The organism is Sphingomonas sp. 2SG, from assembly GCF_005503285.1.
GTDB classification, from domain to species: Bacteria; Pseudomonadota; Alphaproteobacteria; order Sphingomonadales; family Sphingomonadaceae; genus Sphingomonas; species Sphingomonas taxi.
Map to the genome: position 1 here is coordinate 92,257 of NZ_SCMZ01000005.1, position 17,739 is coordinate 109,995.

The window sequence follows — 17,739 nt, forward strand, 5'->3', positions numbered from 1 at the left end:
GCTCAGCGCAGGTCGAGCACGACGACGGACTTGGCCGGCAGTGTCAGCGTCAACGTACCGCCCGCGACCTGCGCCGAGGTGAACGGCTGCGGCGTCACCGTATCGGGCGCATCGAAGCTGTTGTGCGTATCCATCGCCGCGCCGGTGACGATCCGGCCGCTCGCCTGCCCCGCCTGCACCCCGGTCAGCGCGACCGACACCGGCAGCGCGCGGTTCGGGTCGAGATTGACCAGCGCGACGTGCACCTGCCCCGCGGCGTCGCGCACCGCCGAGGCATTGACCGCGGGCACCGCCACCTCGTCCTTGTGATACCAGGGCGAGGTCAGCGTAATCGGCAGCGCCGTCGCCCCCTGCCACGGCTTGTACAGGTCGAACACCCAATAGGTCGGCGTCTTCACCATCCGCGGCCCGTCGGTGAGCAGCATCGCCTGCAACACGTTCACCATCTGCGCGATCGCCGCCATCCGCACCCGGTCGGCATGCGCGACGAAGATGTTGAGGTTGAGCCCGGCGACGACGGCGTCGCGGATCGAATTCTGCTGTTCGAGGAAGCCGGGATTGCTGCCCGGCGTCGGATCGTACCAGGTGCCCCATTCGTCCACCGCCAGCATCACGCGCTTGGCGGGGTCGTATTTGTCCATGATCGCAGCGTGCTTGGTCAGGAACTCTTCCATCTGCAGCGTATGCTGCATCGTCGTCGCCCATTCATGCTCGGAAAAGCCGATCGCCGGCCCCTTGTCCTTCCAGTCCTTGTCGCGCGGCCGCGTGTAATAATGCAGCGCCAGCCCGTCGATATTCTTGCCGGCGATGCGCATCATCGCCTCGGTCCATTCGTAGTTCGAATCGCTCGGGCCGCTGGCGATCTTGAGCATCGGGCCGTTCGCCGACTTGGCGAATTGCGCGTAGCGATTGGTCTCGTCGGCGGCGTACTCGGGACGCATATTGCCGCCGCAGCCCCACAGTTCGTTGCCGATGCCGAGATAGTTCACCTTCCACGGCTCGGCATGGCCGTTCTTGGCGCGCTCCTTGGCGAGGATGCTGCTGCCCTTCGCCGCGGTCATATATTCCACCCATTGCGCGGTTTCGGCGGGCGGCGCGCTGCCGAGGTTCGCGCCGACATAGGTGTTCGCGCCCAGCCGCTCCATCAGCCCGAAATATTCGTGCGTGCCGAAACTGTTGTCCTCGTTCACCCCGCCCCAGTTGGTGTTGACCTTACCCGGCCGGTCCTTCGCCGGGCCGATGCCGTCGCGCCAATGATATTCGTCGGCGAAGCACCCGCCCGGCCAGCGCACCATCGGCACGTTGATCGCCTTGAGCGCGGCGAGCACGTCGCGGCGATAGCCGGCGTCATTGGGGATGCGCGATTTGGGGCCGACCCAGATCCCGCCATAGATGCCGTGGCCGAGATGCTCGGCGAACTGGCCGAAGACGTCGCGATGCACCTGCGGCCCCGGCGTGTCGGCGCGCAGCGTCGCTTGTACAGCCTCGGTTTCACGCTCCTGCGCCGGCGCTGTCGCCGGCAGGGCAAGGCCGGCGAGCAGCAGCGGCAACAGCGCGCGGGCGGCGCGGGGTCGGAACGGGATCATCGGTCTTCCTCTCGTAATGGCGGCAGCGGCGGCGGGAGTCAGGGCGTGCGGAACGTCCAGCGCCCCGCCGGGCTGGCCAGATCGAAGGCGGCGAGCGTCGGCGTGCTCGCACCGATGGCGACCAGCGCCAGCCCGGTACGGCCGCCCGGCACCGCCTTGGGCATGATGCGATAGGTGCCGTCGGTGAGCTGATCGACGCGCCACAATTGCTCGGCCGCACCGGTGAAGGCGGGCACCGCCTCCACCTCGCCCGCCGCGGTCGCCGCCAGCGCACGGGTCGTCCCGGCGATGGTCAATTTGTAATATGGCGCGCCGAACGACCCGCCGGCGCCCGCCACCGGCGCGATCGTCCACAATTGGTGCGGCCGCACCATGTAATCGGCGAGGTCGACGCGCACCCGGCCCTGCGGCCAGCCCGGGCCATCCTGCGCCAGCGTCTGGTCGGGCAGCGGTGCGACGGGATCGTCCGGCTTGGCCCTGAAACTCGCGCGCGCGTCGAACGGGATGCGGACGAAGTCGGTCGCCAGTCCCAGCGCATAACCGCTGCGCTCGGACACGATCTCATAGGTGCCCGGCGCGACGTTCTCGCCCGCCACCGGCCAGCCGTCGCGCCACAGCAGCGGCGCGATGCCCAGCACGCTGCGCCCGCTGCGGTCCATGTCCGCCTCGTAATGCATCGAGAATTTCTCAACGCCGCCGGGCAGCTCGATCAGCCCGAAGTGACCGGGGCCGATGTCGCGGCCCCGCGCACTCACTACCAGCTTGCCGCCGCCCTTGAGCAGCGGCGTGCCCATATGGTCGAGATACGGCCCCAGCGGGCTGCGCGCCCGGCCAACGCGGATGTGATAGGTGGAATTCGGCCCGTCGCAGCAGGTGCCGTGCGTGCCGAGCAGATAATACCAGCCGTCGCGATACATCATCGCGGTCGCTTCCATGTCGATCGCGACATCGACCGGCTGGTTGCCGGCGACGCGCAGTCCGGTCTTGGGATCGAGTTCGACGATGCGGATCGGCCCGAAATAGGTGCCGTAGGTCAGCCACAGCCGCCCGTCGGCGAGCAGGAAGGCGGGATCGATCGCATCGGCCGTCTCCACCCCGTCGCTCGACGCGACGACGCCGACGTCGTGATAGCCGAAGCGCGGCGACTTGGGGTCGAGCGACAGCGTCCACATGATCTTGACCTGACTGGCATGGCCGCCGGACATGCCGCCGCCGCCGACCGCATAGGCCATGTAGTAACGCTCGCCGATCTTGATGACGTCGGGCGCGACGCCGCCGCCGGGCCGCACCGGGCCGCTGCGCCACGTCCAGCCGTCGTCGGAGACGAGCCCGCCCTGCCGCGTACCGAACGTATACCAGCGTCCGTCGGAGAAGGTGACCGTGGAGGGGTCGTGGATGAACGGCTCGCCCTGCAGTTGCGCAGCGGCGGGGGCGGCGGCAAGGCCGAGCGAGAGGCCGAGCGCGGCGAGGATAGGGCGGATCATGGCGGTCTCCCGGATCAGCGCAGCACGGTGGACAAAGCGGTGATCGGCTTGCCCTCCGCATCGAGGAAGCGGACGCAGAAATCGCTGAGGCCGGGACCGTTGATCACCGCGCCGCGGATGACGTTGCGGCCCTTGCGCAGCGTCAGCCGGTCCGACAGCACGTCGTCCATCACCATGCGGCGATCGTTGAACAGCCCGACCGCCTCCTTGCCGTTGAGCCACCAGATCGACGCCGCATTGGAGCCGACCGCCATCCGCACGTCGCGCATCTCGCGCGGCACATCGATCACGGTATAGGCCTGGAAGATCACGCCATAGGTCGGCTTGCCGAGCCCCTGCGCCAGATTGAACAGCTTGATGTCGAAACTGTTGGAGTCGAGCGCATGCCAGCGCAGCGGCTCGGCGGCCTTGACGATCTGGCCGTCGCGCGGCGTCGCGGTGAACTGGCCGGGAAAATAGCTGGTCCCCAGCGCCTCGCGCACATAACTTGCGGTGAACACCGTATTGGTGCGGTTCGGCTTGACGATCGGTTCGAGCAGCAGCCAGCGGCGCAGGAAGCCGTCGGCGTCGGGCGTGCTCGGCGCGGTGCCGGCGGGCTGGAAATAGGGCGCGATGCCGGTGGCGGGGGTTGCCTGTTGACCCGCCATGCCCGGCGTCGCGCCGGCAAGCGTCGCCAGCAGCGTCGCGCCAAGCGCCAGATGTCGTATCCGCATCCCGGTCATCATCGCTCTCCCTCGCGCCACGGGAGTCGGTCTGCGATCCGCGTCGGCCTGCCGTCGGGATCGCGCCGCATCTCCTCTTTGCGCTGTTCCGGAGGGTAAACTGGTAACGCTACCTTGTCTATCGGCGCCGGGTGGATTTATCGGAGTAATGTTCCGCCGATTTCATCGCTCTGGCTGGCACGTCGACGTGGTAGCGCTATAGTTGCGCCAAGAGCCGTCGCATCGAGCGGTGGCCGATATGGGAGAGATGAGGATGGTGGGACGTGCCATGATCCTGGCGCTGGCCTTGGCCGGCGGTTCGGCGGCGATGGCGAGCGAGGCCCCGCGCTTCAGCCGCTTCGCCTATCAGGGGCAGTCGGAGGAGAAGGCCACCCCCGCGCCGGGCGCGTATCGCAACCCGATCCTGTCTGGCTATTACCCCGACCCATCGGTGACGCGGGTCGGCGACGATTATTATCTGGTCAATTCGTCCTTCGCGCATTTCCCCGGCCTGCCGGTCTTCCACTCGAAGGACCTCGTCCACTGGACGCAGATCGGCAATGCGATCGACCGCCCCGGCCAGCTCGACTTCACCGGCCGCCGCACCTCGGAAGCGGTATTCGCGCCGGATATCTCCTTTCACGCCGGCACCTTCTACATCGTCAACACCTGCGTGTCGTGCAGAGGCAATTTCGTCATCACCGCCAGGAACCCGGCGGGGCCGTGGTCCGACCCGATCTGGCTGCCGTTCGAGGGGATCGATCCGTCGATCTATTGGGAAGGCGACCGCGCCTATATCGTCAACAACCGCGCCCCCGCCGAACCGCCGCGCTACGAAGGCCATCGCGCCATCTGGATGCAGGAATATGACTGGCGCGCCGGCAAGATGGTCGGCGAGAGCACGCAATTGGTCAACGGCGGCGTCGACATCACCAAAAAGCCGGTCTGGATCGAGGGGCCGCATATCCTCCGGAAGGACGGCTATTATTATCTCACCGCCGCCGAGGGCGGCACCAGCGTCAACCATTCGCAGGTCGTCTTCCGCTCGCGCGACTTGCGCGGGCCGTACGTGCCGTTCGCCGGCAATCCGATCCTGACCCAGCGCGATCTCGATCCCGCCCGCTCCAACCCGATTACCTCGGCGGGCCATGCCGAACTGGTGCAGACGCAGAACGGCGACTGGTGGGCGACCTTCCTTGCCGTCCGCCCCTATGCCGGCAATTACTACAACATCGGCCGCGAGACGTTCCTGCTGCCGGTGACCTGGGCGCAAGGCTGGCCGATGATCCTGCCACACGGCAAGGCGATCCCCTTCACCGCGCCCGCACCCAGGCTGCCGCAGCAACGCCCGCCGGCGCTGCCGACCAGCGGCGACTTCGCCTACACCGACACGTTCGCCGGACCGAAACTGGCGATGCAGTGGATCGGCGTGCGCACCCCCAAACAGCCTGTCTACCGGATCGACCGCCACGAACTCGTGCTCGAACGCGGCGCGCCGATGGGCGACCTGAACGGCGTTCCCGCCTTCGTCGCGCGGCGCCAGCAGCATCACGTCGCGACGATGAGCACGACGGTGCGCTTCACCCCCGACAGCGATGGCGAGCGCGCCGGCCTCGCCGCGATGCAGAGCGACAAGAACTTCCTGTTCTTCGGCATCACCCGCCTCGCCGGCAAGCCGATGGTCGCGCTCTACACCACCGACAAGGGCACCGAACGGCTGGTCGCGTCGGCGCCGCTCGCCACGACCGGTCCGGTGACGCTCACCATTCGCGCCAAGGGCGGCACGATGGCGTTCGACTATCAGGCCGGCGCCGCCCGCCGCACGCTCGCCGCCGACGTCGACGCACGCTTCCTCAGCACCGAGGCGGCGGGCGGCTTCGTCGGCACGATCGTCGGTCCCTACGCCTGGCGGCGCTGACATGAAAAAGGGGCGGTCCCGCAGGACCGCCCCTTCGTCGTGACCGATAGGATGGTCCGGCGGATCAGCCCGCCATGTCCTCCAGCTCGCGGCCCGCGGTCTCGTTGACCATCTTGCGCACGAAGAAGAACGACGCCGCGGCGAAGAAGGCGTAGCCGAAATAGGTCACCGCCAGGCCGGGCGACACCGCCAGCGCCGGGAAGCTCACCGAGATCGCCGCATTGGCGATCCACTGCGCGAAGCCCGACACCGCGAGGCCCGAGCCGCGGATCTGGTTCGGGAACATCTCGCCGAGCATCACCCACATCACCGGACCCCAGCTCGCGTTGAAGAAGATGACGTAGAGGTTGGCGGCGATCAGCGCGATCATGCCGTTATGCCCCGGCAGCGAGACGGCGCCCGCTGCGTCGGTGACCGCGGTCGAGAAGGCCCAGGCGACCACCGCCAGCGTCACCGCCATGCCGGCCGAACCGACGAGCAGCAGCGGCTTGCGGCCGATCCTGTCGACGGTCGCGATCGTGAACAGGCACGCCGCGATCGACAGCACGCCCGACAGGATGTTGATCTGCAGCGCATTGTCCTCGGTGAAGCCGACCGCTTCCCACAGCACCGCACCGTAATAGAAGACGACGTTGATGCCGACGAGCTGCTGGAAGATGGCGAGGCCGATACCCGCCCACAGGATCGGGCGGATCTTGCCGGTGGTCTTGTCGCGCAGGTCGGACAATTTGGGCTTGTGATGGTCGGCGGCGAGCGAGTTGCGGATCTCGACGACCTTGCGGTCGGCTTCGGCCACGCCGAACAGGCGGACGAGCACCTTGTGCGCGTCGTCTTCGCGGCCCTTGGCCATCAGGAAGCGCGGGCTTTCCGGAATGACGAACAGCGCGACGAGATAGATGGCGGCGGGGATCGCCTGCAGCCAGAACATCCAGCGCCAGGCGGGATAGCCGAGCCAGAACGGCGCGGTCGAGCCGCCGGCATAGCGGGCGAGCACGAAATTGGCGACGAACGCGCCGGTCAGGCCGGTGATGATCATCACCTGCTGCACGCTGGTCAGCCGGCCGCGGATCGAGGCGGGGGTGACTTCGGAGATATAGACCGGCGAGATGACGCTCGCCGCACCGACGCCGAGGCCGCCGATGATGCGCGCGAAGATGAAGACTTCGGAGCCGCTCGCCGCGCCGGCGAGCAGGGCGCTGACCAGGAACAACAATGCCGCGAGCATCATGACGTTGCGGCGGCCGATCGCATCGGCCATCCGGCCGGCGCCGAACGCACCGATCGCCGAACCAACCAGGATCGCGCCGACGTTGACGCCGATGCCGAGCCGGCCGAGCGCGAACGCCGCCTCCAGCCCCTTCTGGGTGCCGTTGATCACGCCCGAATCATAGCCGAACATAAAGCCACCGATCGTCGCCACCGCGACGATCGCGGCGATGAAGCCGTGGTTCGTGGCAGTCCCCCCTGCCCCCCTTACGCTGTCCGTCATCGTCTCTCCTGTGCCGGTCACCGCCGGCGAAATGGGTTGTGCCTAGTGGTTATGCCGCGGCGTACGTGCAGCGATACCCCGATATTTCAACGCGAAGTCGAGGACGCCGCCTTCGCCGAGCTGGCCGGTCTTTTCCCGGTACAGCTCTTCCCACGGCGTGTGGCTCTCGGCAATGGGCGGCGGCGTGCCGCCGCGCCGGCGCGTGATCTCGGCCTCCTCGACCAGTGCGTCGCAGCGACCCGCGGCCAGATCGATGCGGATCACGTCGCCGGTCTGCAACCACGACAGGCCGCCGCCAACCGCGCTTTCCGGGCTGGCGTTGAGGATCGACGGGCTGTCCGACGTGCCCGACTGGCGGCCGTCGCCCAGCGTCGGCAGCGTCAGGATGCCGCGCTGGATCAAATGATCGGGCGGCTGCATGTTGACCACCTCCGCCGATCCCGGCCAGCCGATCGGGCCGGCGCCGCGGATCACCAGCATCGAGCCCTCGTCGATGCCCAGCGCGGGATCGTTGATGCGATGGTGGTAATCGTCCGATCCCTCGAACACCACCGCACGCGCCTCGAACACGTTCTCGCGGCCCGGTACGTTGAGGTAGCGCTCGCGGAACGCCGGCGAGATCACGCTCGTCTTCATGATCGCGAAATCGAACAGATTGCCGGTGAGGACGAGGAACCCGGCCTGCTTCTTCAGCGGCTGGTCGAACGGGCGGATGACCTCGCGATCGGTGGCGCCGCGGCCGGCGAGATTCTCCGCGATGCTGCGCCCGGTGACGGTCAGGCAGTCGCCGTCCAGCTTGCCGGCGCCGAGCAGCTCGTTCATCACCGCCGGCACGCCGCCGGCCCGATGGAAGCGCTCGCCGAGGAAACGCCCGGCGGGCTGCACGTCGACCAGCAGCGGCAGATCATAGCCATAGTCCATCCAGTCGCTCGGCCGCACCTCGATGCCGGCATGCGCCGCCATCGCCTGGATATGCGGCTGCGCGTTCGATGAGCCGCCGATCGCGGTGACGACGCGCACGGCGTTGAGGAAGCTCTCGCGGGTCAGGATGCGCGACGGACGCAGGTCCTCATAGGCCATGTCGACGATGCGGCGGCCGGTCTCATAGGCGAACTGGCCGCGCTCGCGATAGGGCGCGGGGATCGCCGCGCAGCCGGGCAGCGACAGGCCGAGCGCCTCGGCCACCGCGTTCATCGTCGAGGCGGTGCCCATCGTGTTGCAATGGCCCGCCGAGGGCGCGCTGTCGGTGGCGCGCTGGAGGAATTCCTCCTCGTCGATCTCGCCCGCGGCCAGCTTGCGCCTCGAGCGCCAGATGACGGTGCCCGATCCGACCAGCTCGCCCTCGTGCCAGCCGTCGAGCATCGGCCCGCCCGACAGCACGATCGCCGGAATGTCGACGGTGGCGGCGGCCATGATCCCCGACGGCGTCGTCTTGTCGCAGCCGGTGGTCAGCACCACCGCGTCGATCGGATAGCCGTACAGCGTCTCGACCAGCCCGAGATAGGCGAGATTGCGGTCGAGCGCCGCGGTCGGCCGGCGGCAATTCTCGAAGATCGGATGGACCGGGAATTCGAGCGGGATGCCCCCTGCGTCGCGGATGCCGTCGCGCACCCGGCGCGCCAGATCGAGATGGATGCGGTTGCACGGGGACAGGTCGCTGCCGGTCTGCGCGATGCCGATGATCGGCCGCCCCGAGCGCAGCTCCGCCGGGGTCAGGCCGTAATTCATGAAGCGTTCGAGATAGAGCGCAGTCATGTCGGCACGGGCCGGGTCGGCGAACCAGTCGCGCGAACGGAAGGGACGAACCGGTTGGCGTGACACGCTGGACTCTCCACTTGGACGATGCCGGACCCGGCTCATACCTTGTTGGTATCGCTATCAGGCCAAGGCGGCACGTCAAGGCTTCAAACGGACGGATCGGGCGCGCGGGCGAGACCGACCCCGCCATCGATCCCGAATCGGCACGATCCCGATCCGCTCGCCGTGCGAAATCCGAACCTACAACCGGGCTCGACCGCGGCGGAACGGCTTGCGAATTCGCGAACGGCCTCATATGGTAGCGCTATCCCGCATTCGCGGCATCGCTCCAGGCCTCGTCAGAAGGCCGTCACTAGGAAGGATCATCGGCCATGAGGCTTCGTCTCGCCCTCTGCCTGACCGCCGCCACGCTCGGCGCCACCGCCACGCTCGCGCTCGCGCAGGTCGCCAAGCCCGCGCCCGCCGCCGAGCCGCGCAGCCCCGAGGGCAAGCGCTATCTCAGCCAGCCGCTCGTCAAGAACCTCTATTTCGCCGACCCTTCGGCGCACGTCTTCAACGGCAAGCTTTACGTCTACCCGAGCCACGACGTCGACGCCGGCATCCCCGACGACGATCTCGGCACGCAATATGCGATGCACGACTATCGCGTGCTCAGCATGGATCGCATCGGTGGCCCGGTGACGGTGCATCCGGTGGCGATCGACGTGAAGGATATCCCCTGGGCCTCCAAGCAGACCTGGGCGCCCGACGCCGCCTATAAGAACGGCACCTATTATCTCTACATGCCCGCGCGCGACAAACAGGGCGTGTTCCGCATCGGCGTCGCCACGTCGAAGTCGCCGACCGGCCCGTTCAAGGCCGAGGCCGCGCCGATCAAGGGCAGCTTCTCGATCGATCCCGCGGTGTTCACCGACACCGACGGCCAGAGCTACATGTATTTCGGCGGCATCTGGGGCGGCCAGCTTCAGCGGTGGACCACCGGCCGTTTCGATCCGAACGCCGGCGACACCGACATGAAGCAGGACGACAAGCCCGCTTTGTCGCCCAAGATGGCGCGCCTGTCGGCCGACATGAAGCAGTTCGCCGAGCCGCCGCGCGATGTCGTCATTACCGACGAGGCCGGCAAGCCGGTGCTCGGCGGCGACCATGACCGCCGCTTCTTCGAGGCGTCGTGGGTGTTCAAGCGCGGCGGCAAATATTATTTCACCTATTCGACCGGCGACACCCATTTCCTCAATTATGCGGTCGGCACCACGCCCTACGGCCCGTTCCGCTATACCGGCCATATCCTGTCGCCGGTGCAGGGCTGGACATCGCATCACTCGATCGTCGAGTTCAAGGGCAAGTGGTGGCTGTTCTATCACGACACGCAATTGTCGAATAAGAACTACCTGCGCTCGGCCAAGGTCGCCGAACTGACCTTCAATCCGGACGGCACGATCGTGCAGCTCGACCCCTTCAAGAACTGAGCGGCGGCATGTTTCTCGGCATCGATATCGGCACATCCGGGGTCAAGGCGGTCGTTCTCGACACCCACGGCAGCGTCGTCGGACAGGGCACCGCCGCGCTGACCGTGCAGCGGCCGCAGCCGCTCTGGTCGGAACAGGACCCCGAAGCCTGGTGGCAGGCGACGACCGCGGCGGTGCAGGCGATCGATCCCGAGGTGCGCCGTGCGGTGCGCGGCATCGGCCTCGCCGGTCAGATGCACGGCGCGACGCTGCTCGGCACCGACGACCGGCCGCTGCGCCCGGCGATCCTGTGGAACGACGGCCGCTCGCACGCCGAATGCGTCGAGCTGGAAGCGGCGGTGCCCGAATTTCACGACATCGCCGGCAATCTGGCGATGCCGGGCTTCACCGCGCCCAAGCTGCAATGGGTCCGCCATCACGAGCCGGAGGTGTTCGCGCAGATCGCCACCGTGCTGCTGCCCAAGGACTATGTCCGGCTGCAGATGACCGGCGAGAAGCTCTCCGATATGTCCGACTCGGCGGGAACGTTGTGGCTCGACGTCGCCGGCCGGCGCTGGAGCGACACGTTGCTCGCCGCCACCGGCATCACCGAAGCGCAGATGCCCGCGCTGGTCGAGGGCAGCGCCGTCGCGGGCCGCCTGCGTCCCGACGTTGCCGAACTGTGGGGCATGGGCAGCGTGCCGGTCGCCGGCGGCGGCGGCGACAATGCCGCCGGTGCGGCGGGCGTCGGCGCGGTGCGCGACGGCGATGCGTTGCTGTCGCTCGGCACCTCGGGCGTGATCTTCGTCGCCACCGACCGCTTCCGCCCCAATGTCGCGGGTGCGGTCCATGCCTTCTGCCACTGCCTGCCCGATATGTGGCACCAGATGGCGGTTCACCTGTCCGCCGCCTCGTGCATCGACTGGGTCGCCAGGATCACCGGCGCGGCGGGCGCCGCGGACCTGTTCGCGCGCGCCGAGCGCGCCGGACCGGGTGCCGGGCCGGAGCTGTTCCTCCCCTATCTCTCCGGCGAACGCACCCCCCATAATGACGCGCAGGTCCGCGGCGCCTTCCTCCGGCTCGACAACGACACCGGTCCCGACCGGTTGGCGCAGGCGGTGCTGGAGGGCGTCGGCTTCGCGCTCGCCGACGGCATCCGCGTGCTGCGCGACGCCGGCACGACGATCGAGCGCCTGTCGGTAATCGGCGGCGGCGCGCGCTCGCGCTATTGGGGCGAAACGCTCGCCGCGACGATGGACGTCGAGCTCGTCTACCTGCAAGGCGGCGAGGTCGGCCCGGCGCTCGGCGCCGCGCGCCTCGCCCAGCTCGCGGTCGACGGCGGCAGCCCCGCCGACGTCTGCCAGGCACCCCCCGTGTCCCATGTGATCACCCCCGATCCGGCGCTCGTCGAGCGCCTCGCTCCCAAGGGCGCCGCCTTCCGCGATGCCTATCCCCGCATAAGGACCCTCTGATGGCTGACTTTTTCGCCGACATCCCGCAGATCCGCTACGAAGGACCGGATAGCGAGAACGAACTCGCCTACCGGTTCTACGACAAGAACCGCGTCGTGCTCGGCAAGACGATGGAAGAGCATCTGCGCTTCGCTGCCTGCTTCTGGCACACCTTCTGCTGGCCCGGCTCCGACGTGTTCGGCGGCGGCACCTTCAACCGCCCGTGGCACCGTGGCGCCAACGACAGCGCCGCCGCGGCCGAGAAGCGTGAGGTCGCGTTCGACTTCTTCCAGAAGCTCGACGTTCCCTTCTACTGCTTCCACGACGTCGACGTGATGGCTGATGCCGCCAACGTCACCGAGCATCGCCGCTATTTCGCGGAAGCCGTCGACCACCTCGAGAAGTTGCAGGCTTCGTCGGGCCGCAAGCTGCTGTGGGGCACCGCCAATCTGTTCAGCCACCCGCGCTTCGCCGCCGGCGGCGCGACCAACCCCGATCCCGAGGTCTATGCCTTCGGTGCGATGCAGGTCCGCGACGCGCTCGAGGCGACGCATCGCCTCGGCGGCCAGAACTACGTCCTCTGGGGCGGTCGCGAGGGCTATGAGACGCTGCTCAACACCGACATGAAGCGCGAGCTGGACAATTTCGGCCGCTTCCTCAGCCTCGTCGTCGAGCACAAGCACAAGATCGGCTTCACCGGCACGATCCTGATCGAACCGAAGCCGCACGAGCCGACCAAGCACCAGTATGACTTCGACACCGCGACGGTGTACGGCTTCCTCAAGCGCTACGGCCTCGAGAACGAAGTGCGCGTCAACATCGAGGCGAACCACGCCACGCTGTCGGGCCACACCTTCGAGCATGAGATCGCCACCGCCGGCGCGCTCGGCATCTTCGGCTCGATCGACGCCAACCGCGGCGATCCGCAGAACGGCTGGGACACCGACCAATTCCCCAATTCGGTCGAGGAACTGACGCTGGCGATGGTCGAGATCCTGCGCGCAGGCGGCTTCACCACCGGCGGCTTCAACTTCGACGCCAAGGTGCGCCGCCAGTCGATCGACGCGATCGACCTGTTCCACGGCCATGTCGGCGGCATCGACGTCGTCGCCAAGGGCCTGCTCAACGCCGCCGCGCTGATCGAGGACGGTCGTCTCGACGCCGCCAAGACCGAGCGTTACGCGGGCTGGACGGGCGAGTTCGGCGGCAAGATCGCCGACCTCGACCTCGCCGGCATCGCCGATCTCGCGATCGCGCAGAACCTCGATCCGCAGCCGCGCTCGGGCGGCCAGGAGCGGCTCGAGAATCTCATCAACCGTTTCCTCTAAGCCGCGCGTGTCCGGCCCCGCACGGGGCCGGACGCCTCCCCGGCCCGGCCGGGACCCCGGAACGTCGAACACGGCGACCGGACACATTGGGAGAGTGATGATGCGCCGAGCCTTTGCCTTGGCGGTCCTGCTGGCGGCGGCACCGTTGCCCGCACAGGATCCGGCCCCGCAACAACCGCCCAGTTACACCGCGATCAAGCTGTGGCCCGACGGCGCCCCCGGATCGCGCGCGCGCCGGCAGGAGGCCGAGGTCGCCCGCGACTATTGGGTGCGCAACATCCACGATCCCTCGCTGATCGCCTTCCCGGCCGATCCCGCGCACCGCAACGGCGCCGCGATCGTCATCATGCCCGGCGGCGGTCACAAATTGCTCGTCTGGACCAACGAGGGCACCAAGGTCGCCACCGCGCTCAACCGCATGGGCATCACCGCCTTCGTCCTCAAATACCGGCTCGCGAACGAGCCCGGCTCGAAATATTCGGTCGAGGGCGACGCCGCCGACGATGCGCGCCGCGCGATGCGCTGGGTGCGCGCGCATGCCGCCGATTACGGCATCGACCCCGCCCGCGTCGGCGCGATGGGCTTTTCCGCCGGTGGCGAACTGGTCTCGCAGATCGCCGACAATCCCGAACCCGCCGGCCGCCCCGCGGTGGATGCGATCGACCGCCTGCCCGCGCGTCCCGATTTCCAGGTGCTCGTCTTCCCCGGCCCGCGCGGCATCCCCGCCAAGGCGATCGCCGGCGCGCCGCCCGCCTTCATCGTCGCGGGCAGCCGCGACGCCTGCTGCGCGCCGCCCTCGGTCGCGCTCTACGAGCAATTGCGCAAGGCGGGCGTGTCGGCGGAACTGCATATGTACGCCGACAGCGATCACGCCTTCAACCTCGACGAATCGAACCGGATCTCGATCCTGCACTGGCCCGACCGGCTCGACGACTGGCTGGCGGACAGCGGCTGGCTGTCAACCCGGCCGCGCGCCGGCGGCAAATGACCCATAGCGACACCGATCATCAGGGAGAGCGAACATGAGACACCGTATCCACGCCGCCGCGATCGCCCATCTGCTGCGGCCGATCGGAGCCGGCATCCTCGCCGCCGCCACGCTGGCCGCACCCGTTCAGGCGCAGAGCGACAAGATGGTGCCGATCCCCACCCCGGCACAGCCGGGCGCGATCACGCTCGATACCGGCAAGCTGCCCGGCGCGACCGCACCGGAGGCCTGGCACAGCCAATATGGCAGTGTCTTCACCCGCAACGTCACCGTCGCGACGCTGACCCCCTTCCTGCCCGATCCCGCCAGGGCGACCGGTGCGGCGGTCATCGTCGCGCCGGGCGGCGGCTTCCGCACGCTGTCGATGGAGAATGAGGGCTGGGACGTCGCCCGCGCGCTCGCCGCCAAGGGCGTCGCCGCCTTCGTGCTCAAATACCGGCTCAACCCGACGCCCGCCGACATGCCCGGCTTCGAACGGTCGATGGCCGAGATCTTCGCGCCCGGCGCCCGCCCGCCGCGTCCGCGCGCGGACGCTATGGCGGCCGGCCTCGCCCCGCAGATCGCCGACGCCCGCGCTGCCTTCGCACTGGTCCGCAAGCGCGCCGCCGAATGGCACGTCGATGCTGACCGGATCGGCATGATCGGCTTCTCCGCCGGCGCGATGCTGACGATGGCGACGACGCTGACCGGCGGCGATGCCAGGCCTGCCTTCATCGGCAACATCTATGGCCCGCTGACGGCGGTCACCGTGCCCGCCGACGCCCCGCCGATGTTCGTCGCGCTCGCCGCCGACGATCCGTTCTTCGCCAATAACGGCTTCGGCCTGATCGACAGCTGGCGCACCGCCAAGCGCCCGGTCGAATTCCACCTGTTCGAACAGGGCGGCCATGGTTTCGGCATGTACCCGAAACCGACGACCAGCACCGGCTGGTTCGAGGAATTCACCCGCTGGCTCGACATGCATGGCCTGCTGAAGCGTCGCGGCTGATCCGCCCGCCCGCCGGTGGACGCGCGCCGCCGGCGGACGTAGGGCGCGCATCATGGTTGGTTTCTCGCAGGCGCGCGTCGCGCCGATCGCATGCTTGCTGTTCTGGGCTGCTCTCCTCTTCGCCTTGGTCATGGCGCTGTCGCCGCGCCCGCCGATCACCGTCGAGGTCATGGACAAATGGCAGCACATGGCCGCGTTCGGCGCGCTCACCGTGCTCGCCTGCGCCGCCTGGCCGCACGCGCCGCTGTTCCGCATCGCCGAACGGCTGAGCTTTCTCGGCGCGATGATCGAGCTGGTCCAGTCGATCCCGGCGCTGCACCGCGACTGCGACATCATGGACTGGGTCGCCGACACCGCGATCATCCTCGGCGTCGTCCTGGTGGTGGCCGCCGCGCGAACCGGCCGCCCGCGCCGGCTGTGAGCGGACGCCGCCGCCGGCACTATCGATGGTGGGTCCGCCGGGGCTCGAACCCGGGACCTCTCGATTAAAAGTCGCTTGCTCTACCGACTGAGCTACGGACCCCCGCCATCGATCCGGGGCACCTAGGGGCGGGGACGCGGTCGGTCAACTGCATGTGCCAATTGTCGAACACTTCGCGCCTGCGGCGGCACGCGCCAGCCCGGCGCGATCCGCGCGAGCGGCCCCAGCACGAAGCCGCGCGCGGATAGCGCCGCATGCGGCACGGTCAGCCGCGGATCGCGCCAGCTGCCGCCCGACCAGAGCAGGATATCGAGGTCGATCACCCGCGCCCCCCAGCGCCGCCCGCGCCGCCGCCCGAACGCCGCCTCGATCCCCTTGAGCCGCGCGAGCAGCACCGGCGGGGTCTCGTCGCTGGCGATCAGGATCGCGGCATTGGCGAAGCGGCGGATCGACGGCCCGAGCGGTGCCGAGCCGATCACCGGCGACGCCGCGACCAGCCCGCCGATCGCCGCGATCGCCGCGCGCACCTCGTCGGCGGGGCCGCCGTGTCGCCCGCGCCGGTTCGATCCGATCCCGATCGCATAGATTGCCGTCGCCATCCCGGGGCTTTAGGCGAAAGCGATGACCTTCGATACGCTCGCGCCCGACATCGCCACCGACCTGCCCGTCCCCGATCCGCTCGCCGCGGTCGAGCCGCCGCACGACTGCCCGCGCTGCCCGCGCCTCGTCGCCGCGCGGGAAGCGCTGCGGCTGGACAACCCCACCTGGTGGAATGCCCCCGTCCCCGCCTTCGGCGACCCCGAGGCATGGCTGGCGATCGTCGGCCTCGCGCCGGGGTTGCACGGCGCCAACCGCACCGGACGGGCGTTCACCGGCGACCATTCGGGCGCCTTGCTGTTCGCGACGCTCGGCAAGCTCGGCCTCGCCACCGGCACTTTCGCCAATCGCGTCACCGACGATCTGGCGTTGACCGGGGCGATCGTCGTCAATGCGGTCAAATGCCTGCCGCCCGCCAACAAGCCGACGCCGGAGGAGATCCGCACCTGCCGCCCGTTCCTCGACGGCGAGATCGCGGCGCTGCCCAACGTACGCATCGTCGTCGCGCTCGGCCAGATCGCGCACCAGTCGGCGGTCAAGGTGATGGGCGGACGCCTGCCCAAGGCCAATTTCGCGCACGGCGCCGAGCATCGCATGCCGGACGGTCGCATCCTGCTCGATAGCTATCACCCGTCGCGCTACAACCAGAACACCGGCCGGATCGACGAAGCGATGTTCGAATCGGTGTTCGCCCGCGCCGTGGCGCTCCGTCAGACGTCCTGAACGAGCCGCCCGTACAATTCGGGCCGGCGATCGCGGAAGAAGCCGAAGGCGGCGCGGTGGCGCTTGACCCGTTCGAGGTCGAGCGTCGCGACGATCACGCCTTCCTCGTCGCGACCCAGTTCGGCGAGGATGTCGCCGCGCTCGTCGACGATGAAGCTGGTGCCGTAGAAATGCTGGCCGTGCTCCGTGCCGATCCGGTTGGCGGCGATGACCGGCACGACGTTGGACACGGCATGGCCGACCATCGCGCGCCGCCACAGCCGTGCGGTGTCGAGGCTGGTGTCATGCGGCTCGCTGCCGATCGCGGTCGGGTAGAACAGCACCTGCGCGCCCATCAGCATCAGCGCGCGCGCGGTCTCGGGATACCATTGGTCCCAGCACACGCCGACGCCGAGCGTCCAGCCCGGTGCGGTCGGCGGCGCCGGCCAGACCTTGAATCCGGTATTGCCGGGGCGGAAGTAGAATTTCTCCTCGTAGCCGGGGCCGTCGGGGATGTGGCTCTTGCGATAGACGCCCTGCACCTCGCCGTCGGGGCCGATCATCGCGAGGCTGTTGTAATAATGCGGCCCGTCCGCCTCGAAGAAGCTGGTCGGGATCGTCACCTTGAGCGCCTCGGCGAGCGCCTGCATCGCCAGCACCGCCTTGTGCTCGCGCACCGGCGCGGCATTGGCGAACAGCCCTTCGTCCTCGACGCGGCAGAAATATTCGCCCTCGAACAATTCGGGCGGCAGGATCACCTGCGCGCCCTGCCCCGCCGCCTCGCGCACGAGGCGCGAGACGTTGGCGATGTTCGCATCGATATCGTCGGAGAAGGCGAGCTGCAGCGCGGCGACGGTGATCTGGGTCATGCGCGCCACAT

The 17,739-nt window shown here is 68.6% G+C and carries 15 protein-coding genes and 1 tRNA gene; 8 read left to right on the forward strand and 8 right to left on the reverse strand.

The window, feature by feature from the left end:
- Window positions 1–2: 2 nt before the first annotated feature.
- Genes FFS23_RS03955 through FFS23_RS03965 form a run of 3 tightly spaced genes read right to left on the reverse strand, consistent with a single transcriptional unit; the run spans window position 3 to window position 3,783 of the window.
- Window positions 3–1,586, reverse strand: a complete 1,584-nt coding sequence (locus FFS23_RS03955; protein WP_137897535.1) for an alpha-N-arabinofuranosidase — start codon at window positions 1,584–1,586, stop codon at window positions 3–5.
- Window positions 1,587–1,624: 38 nt separating this feature from the next.
- Entirely contained in the window at window positions 1,625–3,070 is a 1,446-nt protein-coding gene (locus FFS23_RS03960) for a family 43 glycosylhydrolase (protein ID WP_137897536.1), read from the reverse strand.
- 14 nt (window positions 3,071–3,084) lie between these two features.
- Window positions 3,085–3,783 carry an acetylxylan esterase gene (locus FFS23_RS03965; RefSeq protein WP_137897537.1) on the reverse strand — a complete coding sequence of 233 codons (699 nt, stop codon included), beginning with the start codon at window positions 3,781–3,783 and terminating at the stop codon, window positions 3,085–3,087.
- A gap of 256 nt (window positions 3,784–4,039) precedes the next feature.
- Here FFS23_RS03965 and FFS23_RS03970 point away from each other — a divergent pair, with 256 nt between their 5' ends.
- Window positions 4,040–5,689, forward strand: coding sequence for a glycoside hydrolase family 43 protein (locus FFS23_RS03970; RefSeq protein ID WP_137897538.1), 1,650 nt, complete (start codon window positions 4,040–4,042; stop codon window positions 5,687–5,689).
- A 64-nt stretch (window positions 5,690–5,753) separates the two neighbouring features.
- On the opposite strand, the gene FFS23_RS03975 is transcribed toward FFS23_RS03970, so the two are convergent.
- A complete protein-coding gene (locus FFS23_RS03975) occupies window positions 5,754–7,178 on the reverse strand; it encodes a sugar porter family MFS transporter (protein ID WP_137897539.1) in 1,425 nt (474 codons plus the stop codon).
- A gap of 42 nt (window positions 7,179–7,220) precedes the next feature.
- A complete protein-coding gene (locus tag FFS23_RS03980) occupies window positions 7,221–9,038 on the reverse strand; it encodes an IlvD/Edd family dehydratase (RefSeq protein ID WP_502702113.1) in 1,818 nt (605 codons plus the stop codon).
- 269 nt (window positions 9,039–9,307) lie between these two features.
- On the opposite strand from FFS23_RS03980, the gene FFS23_RS03985 reads away from it, so the two are divergent.
- From FFS23_RS03985 to FFS23_RS04010, 6 genes are all read left to right on the forward strand, one after another.
- Entirely contained in the window at window positions 9,308–10,405 is a 1,098-nt protein-coding gene (locus FFS23_RS03985) for a glycoside hydrolase family 43 protein (protein ID WP_137897541.1), read from the forward strand.
- An 8-nt stretch (window positions 10,406–10,413) separates the two neighbouring features.
- A complete protein-coding gene (gene xylB / locus FFS23_RS03990; protein WP_137897542.1) occupies window positions 10,414–11,856 on the forward strand; it encodes a xylulokinase in 1,443 nt (480 codons plus the stop codon).
- The gene (gene xylA / locus FFS23_RS03995) at window positions 11,853–13,163 is read left to right on the forward strand and encodes a xylose isomerase (protein ID WP_137897561.1); all 1,311 of its coding nucleotides are present in this window, start codon (window positions 11,853–11,855) and stop codon (window positions 13,161–13,163) included. Before xylB ends, xylA begins: the two co-directional genes overlap by 4 nt.
- A gap of 97 nt (window positions 13,164–13,260) precedes the next feature.
- Entirely contained in the window at window positions 13,261–14,151 is an 891-nt protein-coding gene (locus FFS23_RS04000; RefSeq protein WP_137897562.1) for an alpha/beta hydrolase, read from the forward strand.
- 34 nt (window positions 14,152–14,185) lie between these two features.
- A complete protein-coding gene (locus FFS23_RS04005) occupies window positions 14,186–15,139 on the forward strand; it encodes an alpha/beta hydrolase (protein ID WP_137897543.1) in 954 nt (317 codons plus the stop codon).
- Between the two features lie 52 nt (window positions 15,140–15,191).
- Entirely contained in the window at window positions 15,192–15,560 is a 369-nt protein-coding gene (locus FFS23_RS04010; protein ID WP_137897544.1) for a VanZ family protein, read from the forward strand.
- A gap of 26 nt (window positions 15,561–15,586) precedes the next feature.
- On the opposite strand, the gene FFS23_RS04015 is transcribed toward FFS23_RS04010, so the two are convergent.
- Window positions 15,587–15,662, reverse strand: a tRNA-Lys gene (locus FFS23_RS04015).
- Between the two features lie 20 nt (window positions 15,663–15,682).
- Window positions 15,683–16,159: a 2-amino-4-hydroxy-6-hydroxymethyldihydropteridine diphosphokinase gene (gene folK / locus FFS23_RS04020; protein ID WP_137897545.1), complete on the reverse strand. Its 477-nt coding sequence runs from the start codon at window positions 16,157–16,159 to the stop codon at window positions 15,683–15,685.
- Between the two features lie 22 nt (window positions 16,160–16,181).
- Between folK and FFS23_RS04025 the strand changes: the two genes are divergently transcribed.
- A complete protein-coding gene (locus FFS23_RS04025; RefSeq protein WP_052075663.1) occupies window positions 16,182–16,880 on the forward strand; it encodes a uracil-DNA glycosylase in 699 nt (232 codons plus the stop codon).
- Here the strand turns inward: FFS23_RS04025 and aguB are convergent.
- Window positions 16,868–17,728, reverse strand: a complete 861-nt coding sequence (aguB, locus tag FFS23_RS04030; protein WP_137897546.1) for an N-carbamoylputrescine amidase — start codon at window positions 17,726–17,728, stop codon at window positions 16,868–16,870. The two genes, FFS23_RS04025 and aguB, sit on opposite strands and share 13 nt — an antisense overlap.
- Window positions 17,729–17,739 lie beyond the last annotated feature (11 nt).

Coding starts and splice junctions, on each gene's coding strand:
- FFS23_RS03955 (WP_137897535.1), bottom strand. CDS start 1,586: ATGATCCCGTTCCGACCCCGCGCCGCCCGCGCGCTGTTGCCGCTGCTG.
- FFS23_RS03960 (WP_137897536.1), bottom strand. CDS start 3,070: ATGATCCGCCCTATCCTCGCCGCGCTCGGCCTCTCGCTCGGCCTTGCC.
- FFS23_RS03965 (WP_137897537.1), bottom strand. CDS start 3,783: ATGCGGATACGACATCTGGCGCTTGGCGCGACGCTGCTGGCGACGCTT.
- FFS23_RS03970 (WP_137897538.1), top strand. CDS start 4,040: ATGAGGATGGTGGGACGTGCCATGATCCTGGCGCTGGCCTTGGCCGGC.
- FFS23_RS03975 (WP_137897539.1), bottom strand. CDS start 7,178: ATGACGGACAGCGTAAGGGGGGCAGGGGGGACTGCCACGAACCACGGC.
- FFS23_RS03980 (WP_502702113.1), bottom strand. CDS start 9,038: ATGAGCCGGGTCCGGCATCGTCCAAGTGGAGAGTCCAGCGTGTCACGC.
- FFS23_RS03985 (WP_137897541.1), top strand. CDS start 9,308: ATGAGGCTTCGTCTCGCCCTCTGCCTGACCGCCGCCACGCTCGGCGCC.
- xylB (WP_137897542.1), top strand. CDS start 10,414: ATGTTTCTCGGCATCGATATCGGCACATCCGGGGTCAAGGCGGTCGTT.
- FFS23_RS04000 (WP_137897562.1), top strand. CDS start 13,261: ATGATGCGCCGAGCCTTTGCCTTGGCGGTCCTGCTGGCGGCGGCACCG.
- FFS23_RS04005 (WP_137897543.1), top strand. CDS start 14,186: ATGAGACACCGTATCCACGCCGCCGCGATCGCCCATCTGCTGCGGCCG.
- FFS23_RS04010 (WP_137897544.1), top strand. CDS start 15,192: ATGGTTGGTTTCTCGCAGGCGCGCGTCGCGCCGATCGCATGCTTGCTG.
- folK (WP_137897545.1), bottom strand. CDS start 16,159: ATGGCGACGGCAATCTATGCGATCGGGATCGGATCGAACCGGCGCGGG.
- FFS23_RS04025 (WP_052075663.1), top strand. CDS start 16,182: ATGACCTTCGATACGCTCGCGCCCGACATCGCCACCGACCTGCCCGTC.
- aguB (WP_137897546.1), bottom strand. CDS start 17,728: ATGACCCAGATCACCGTCGCCGCGCTGCAGCTCGCCTTCTCCGACGAT.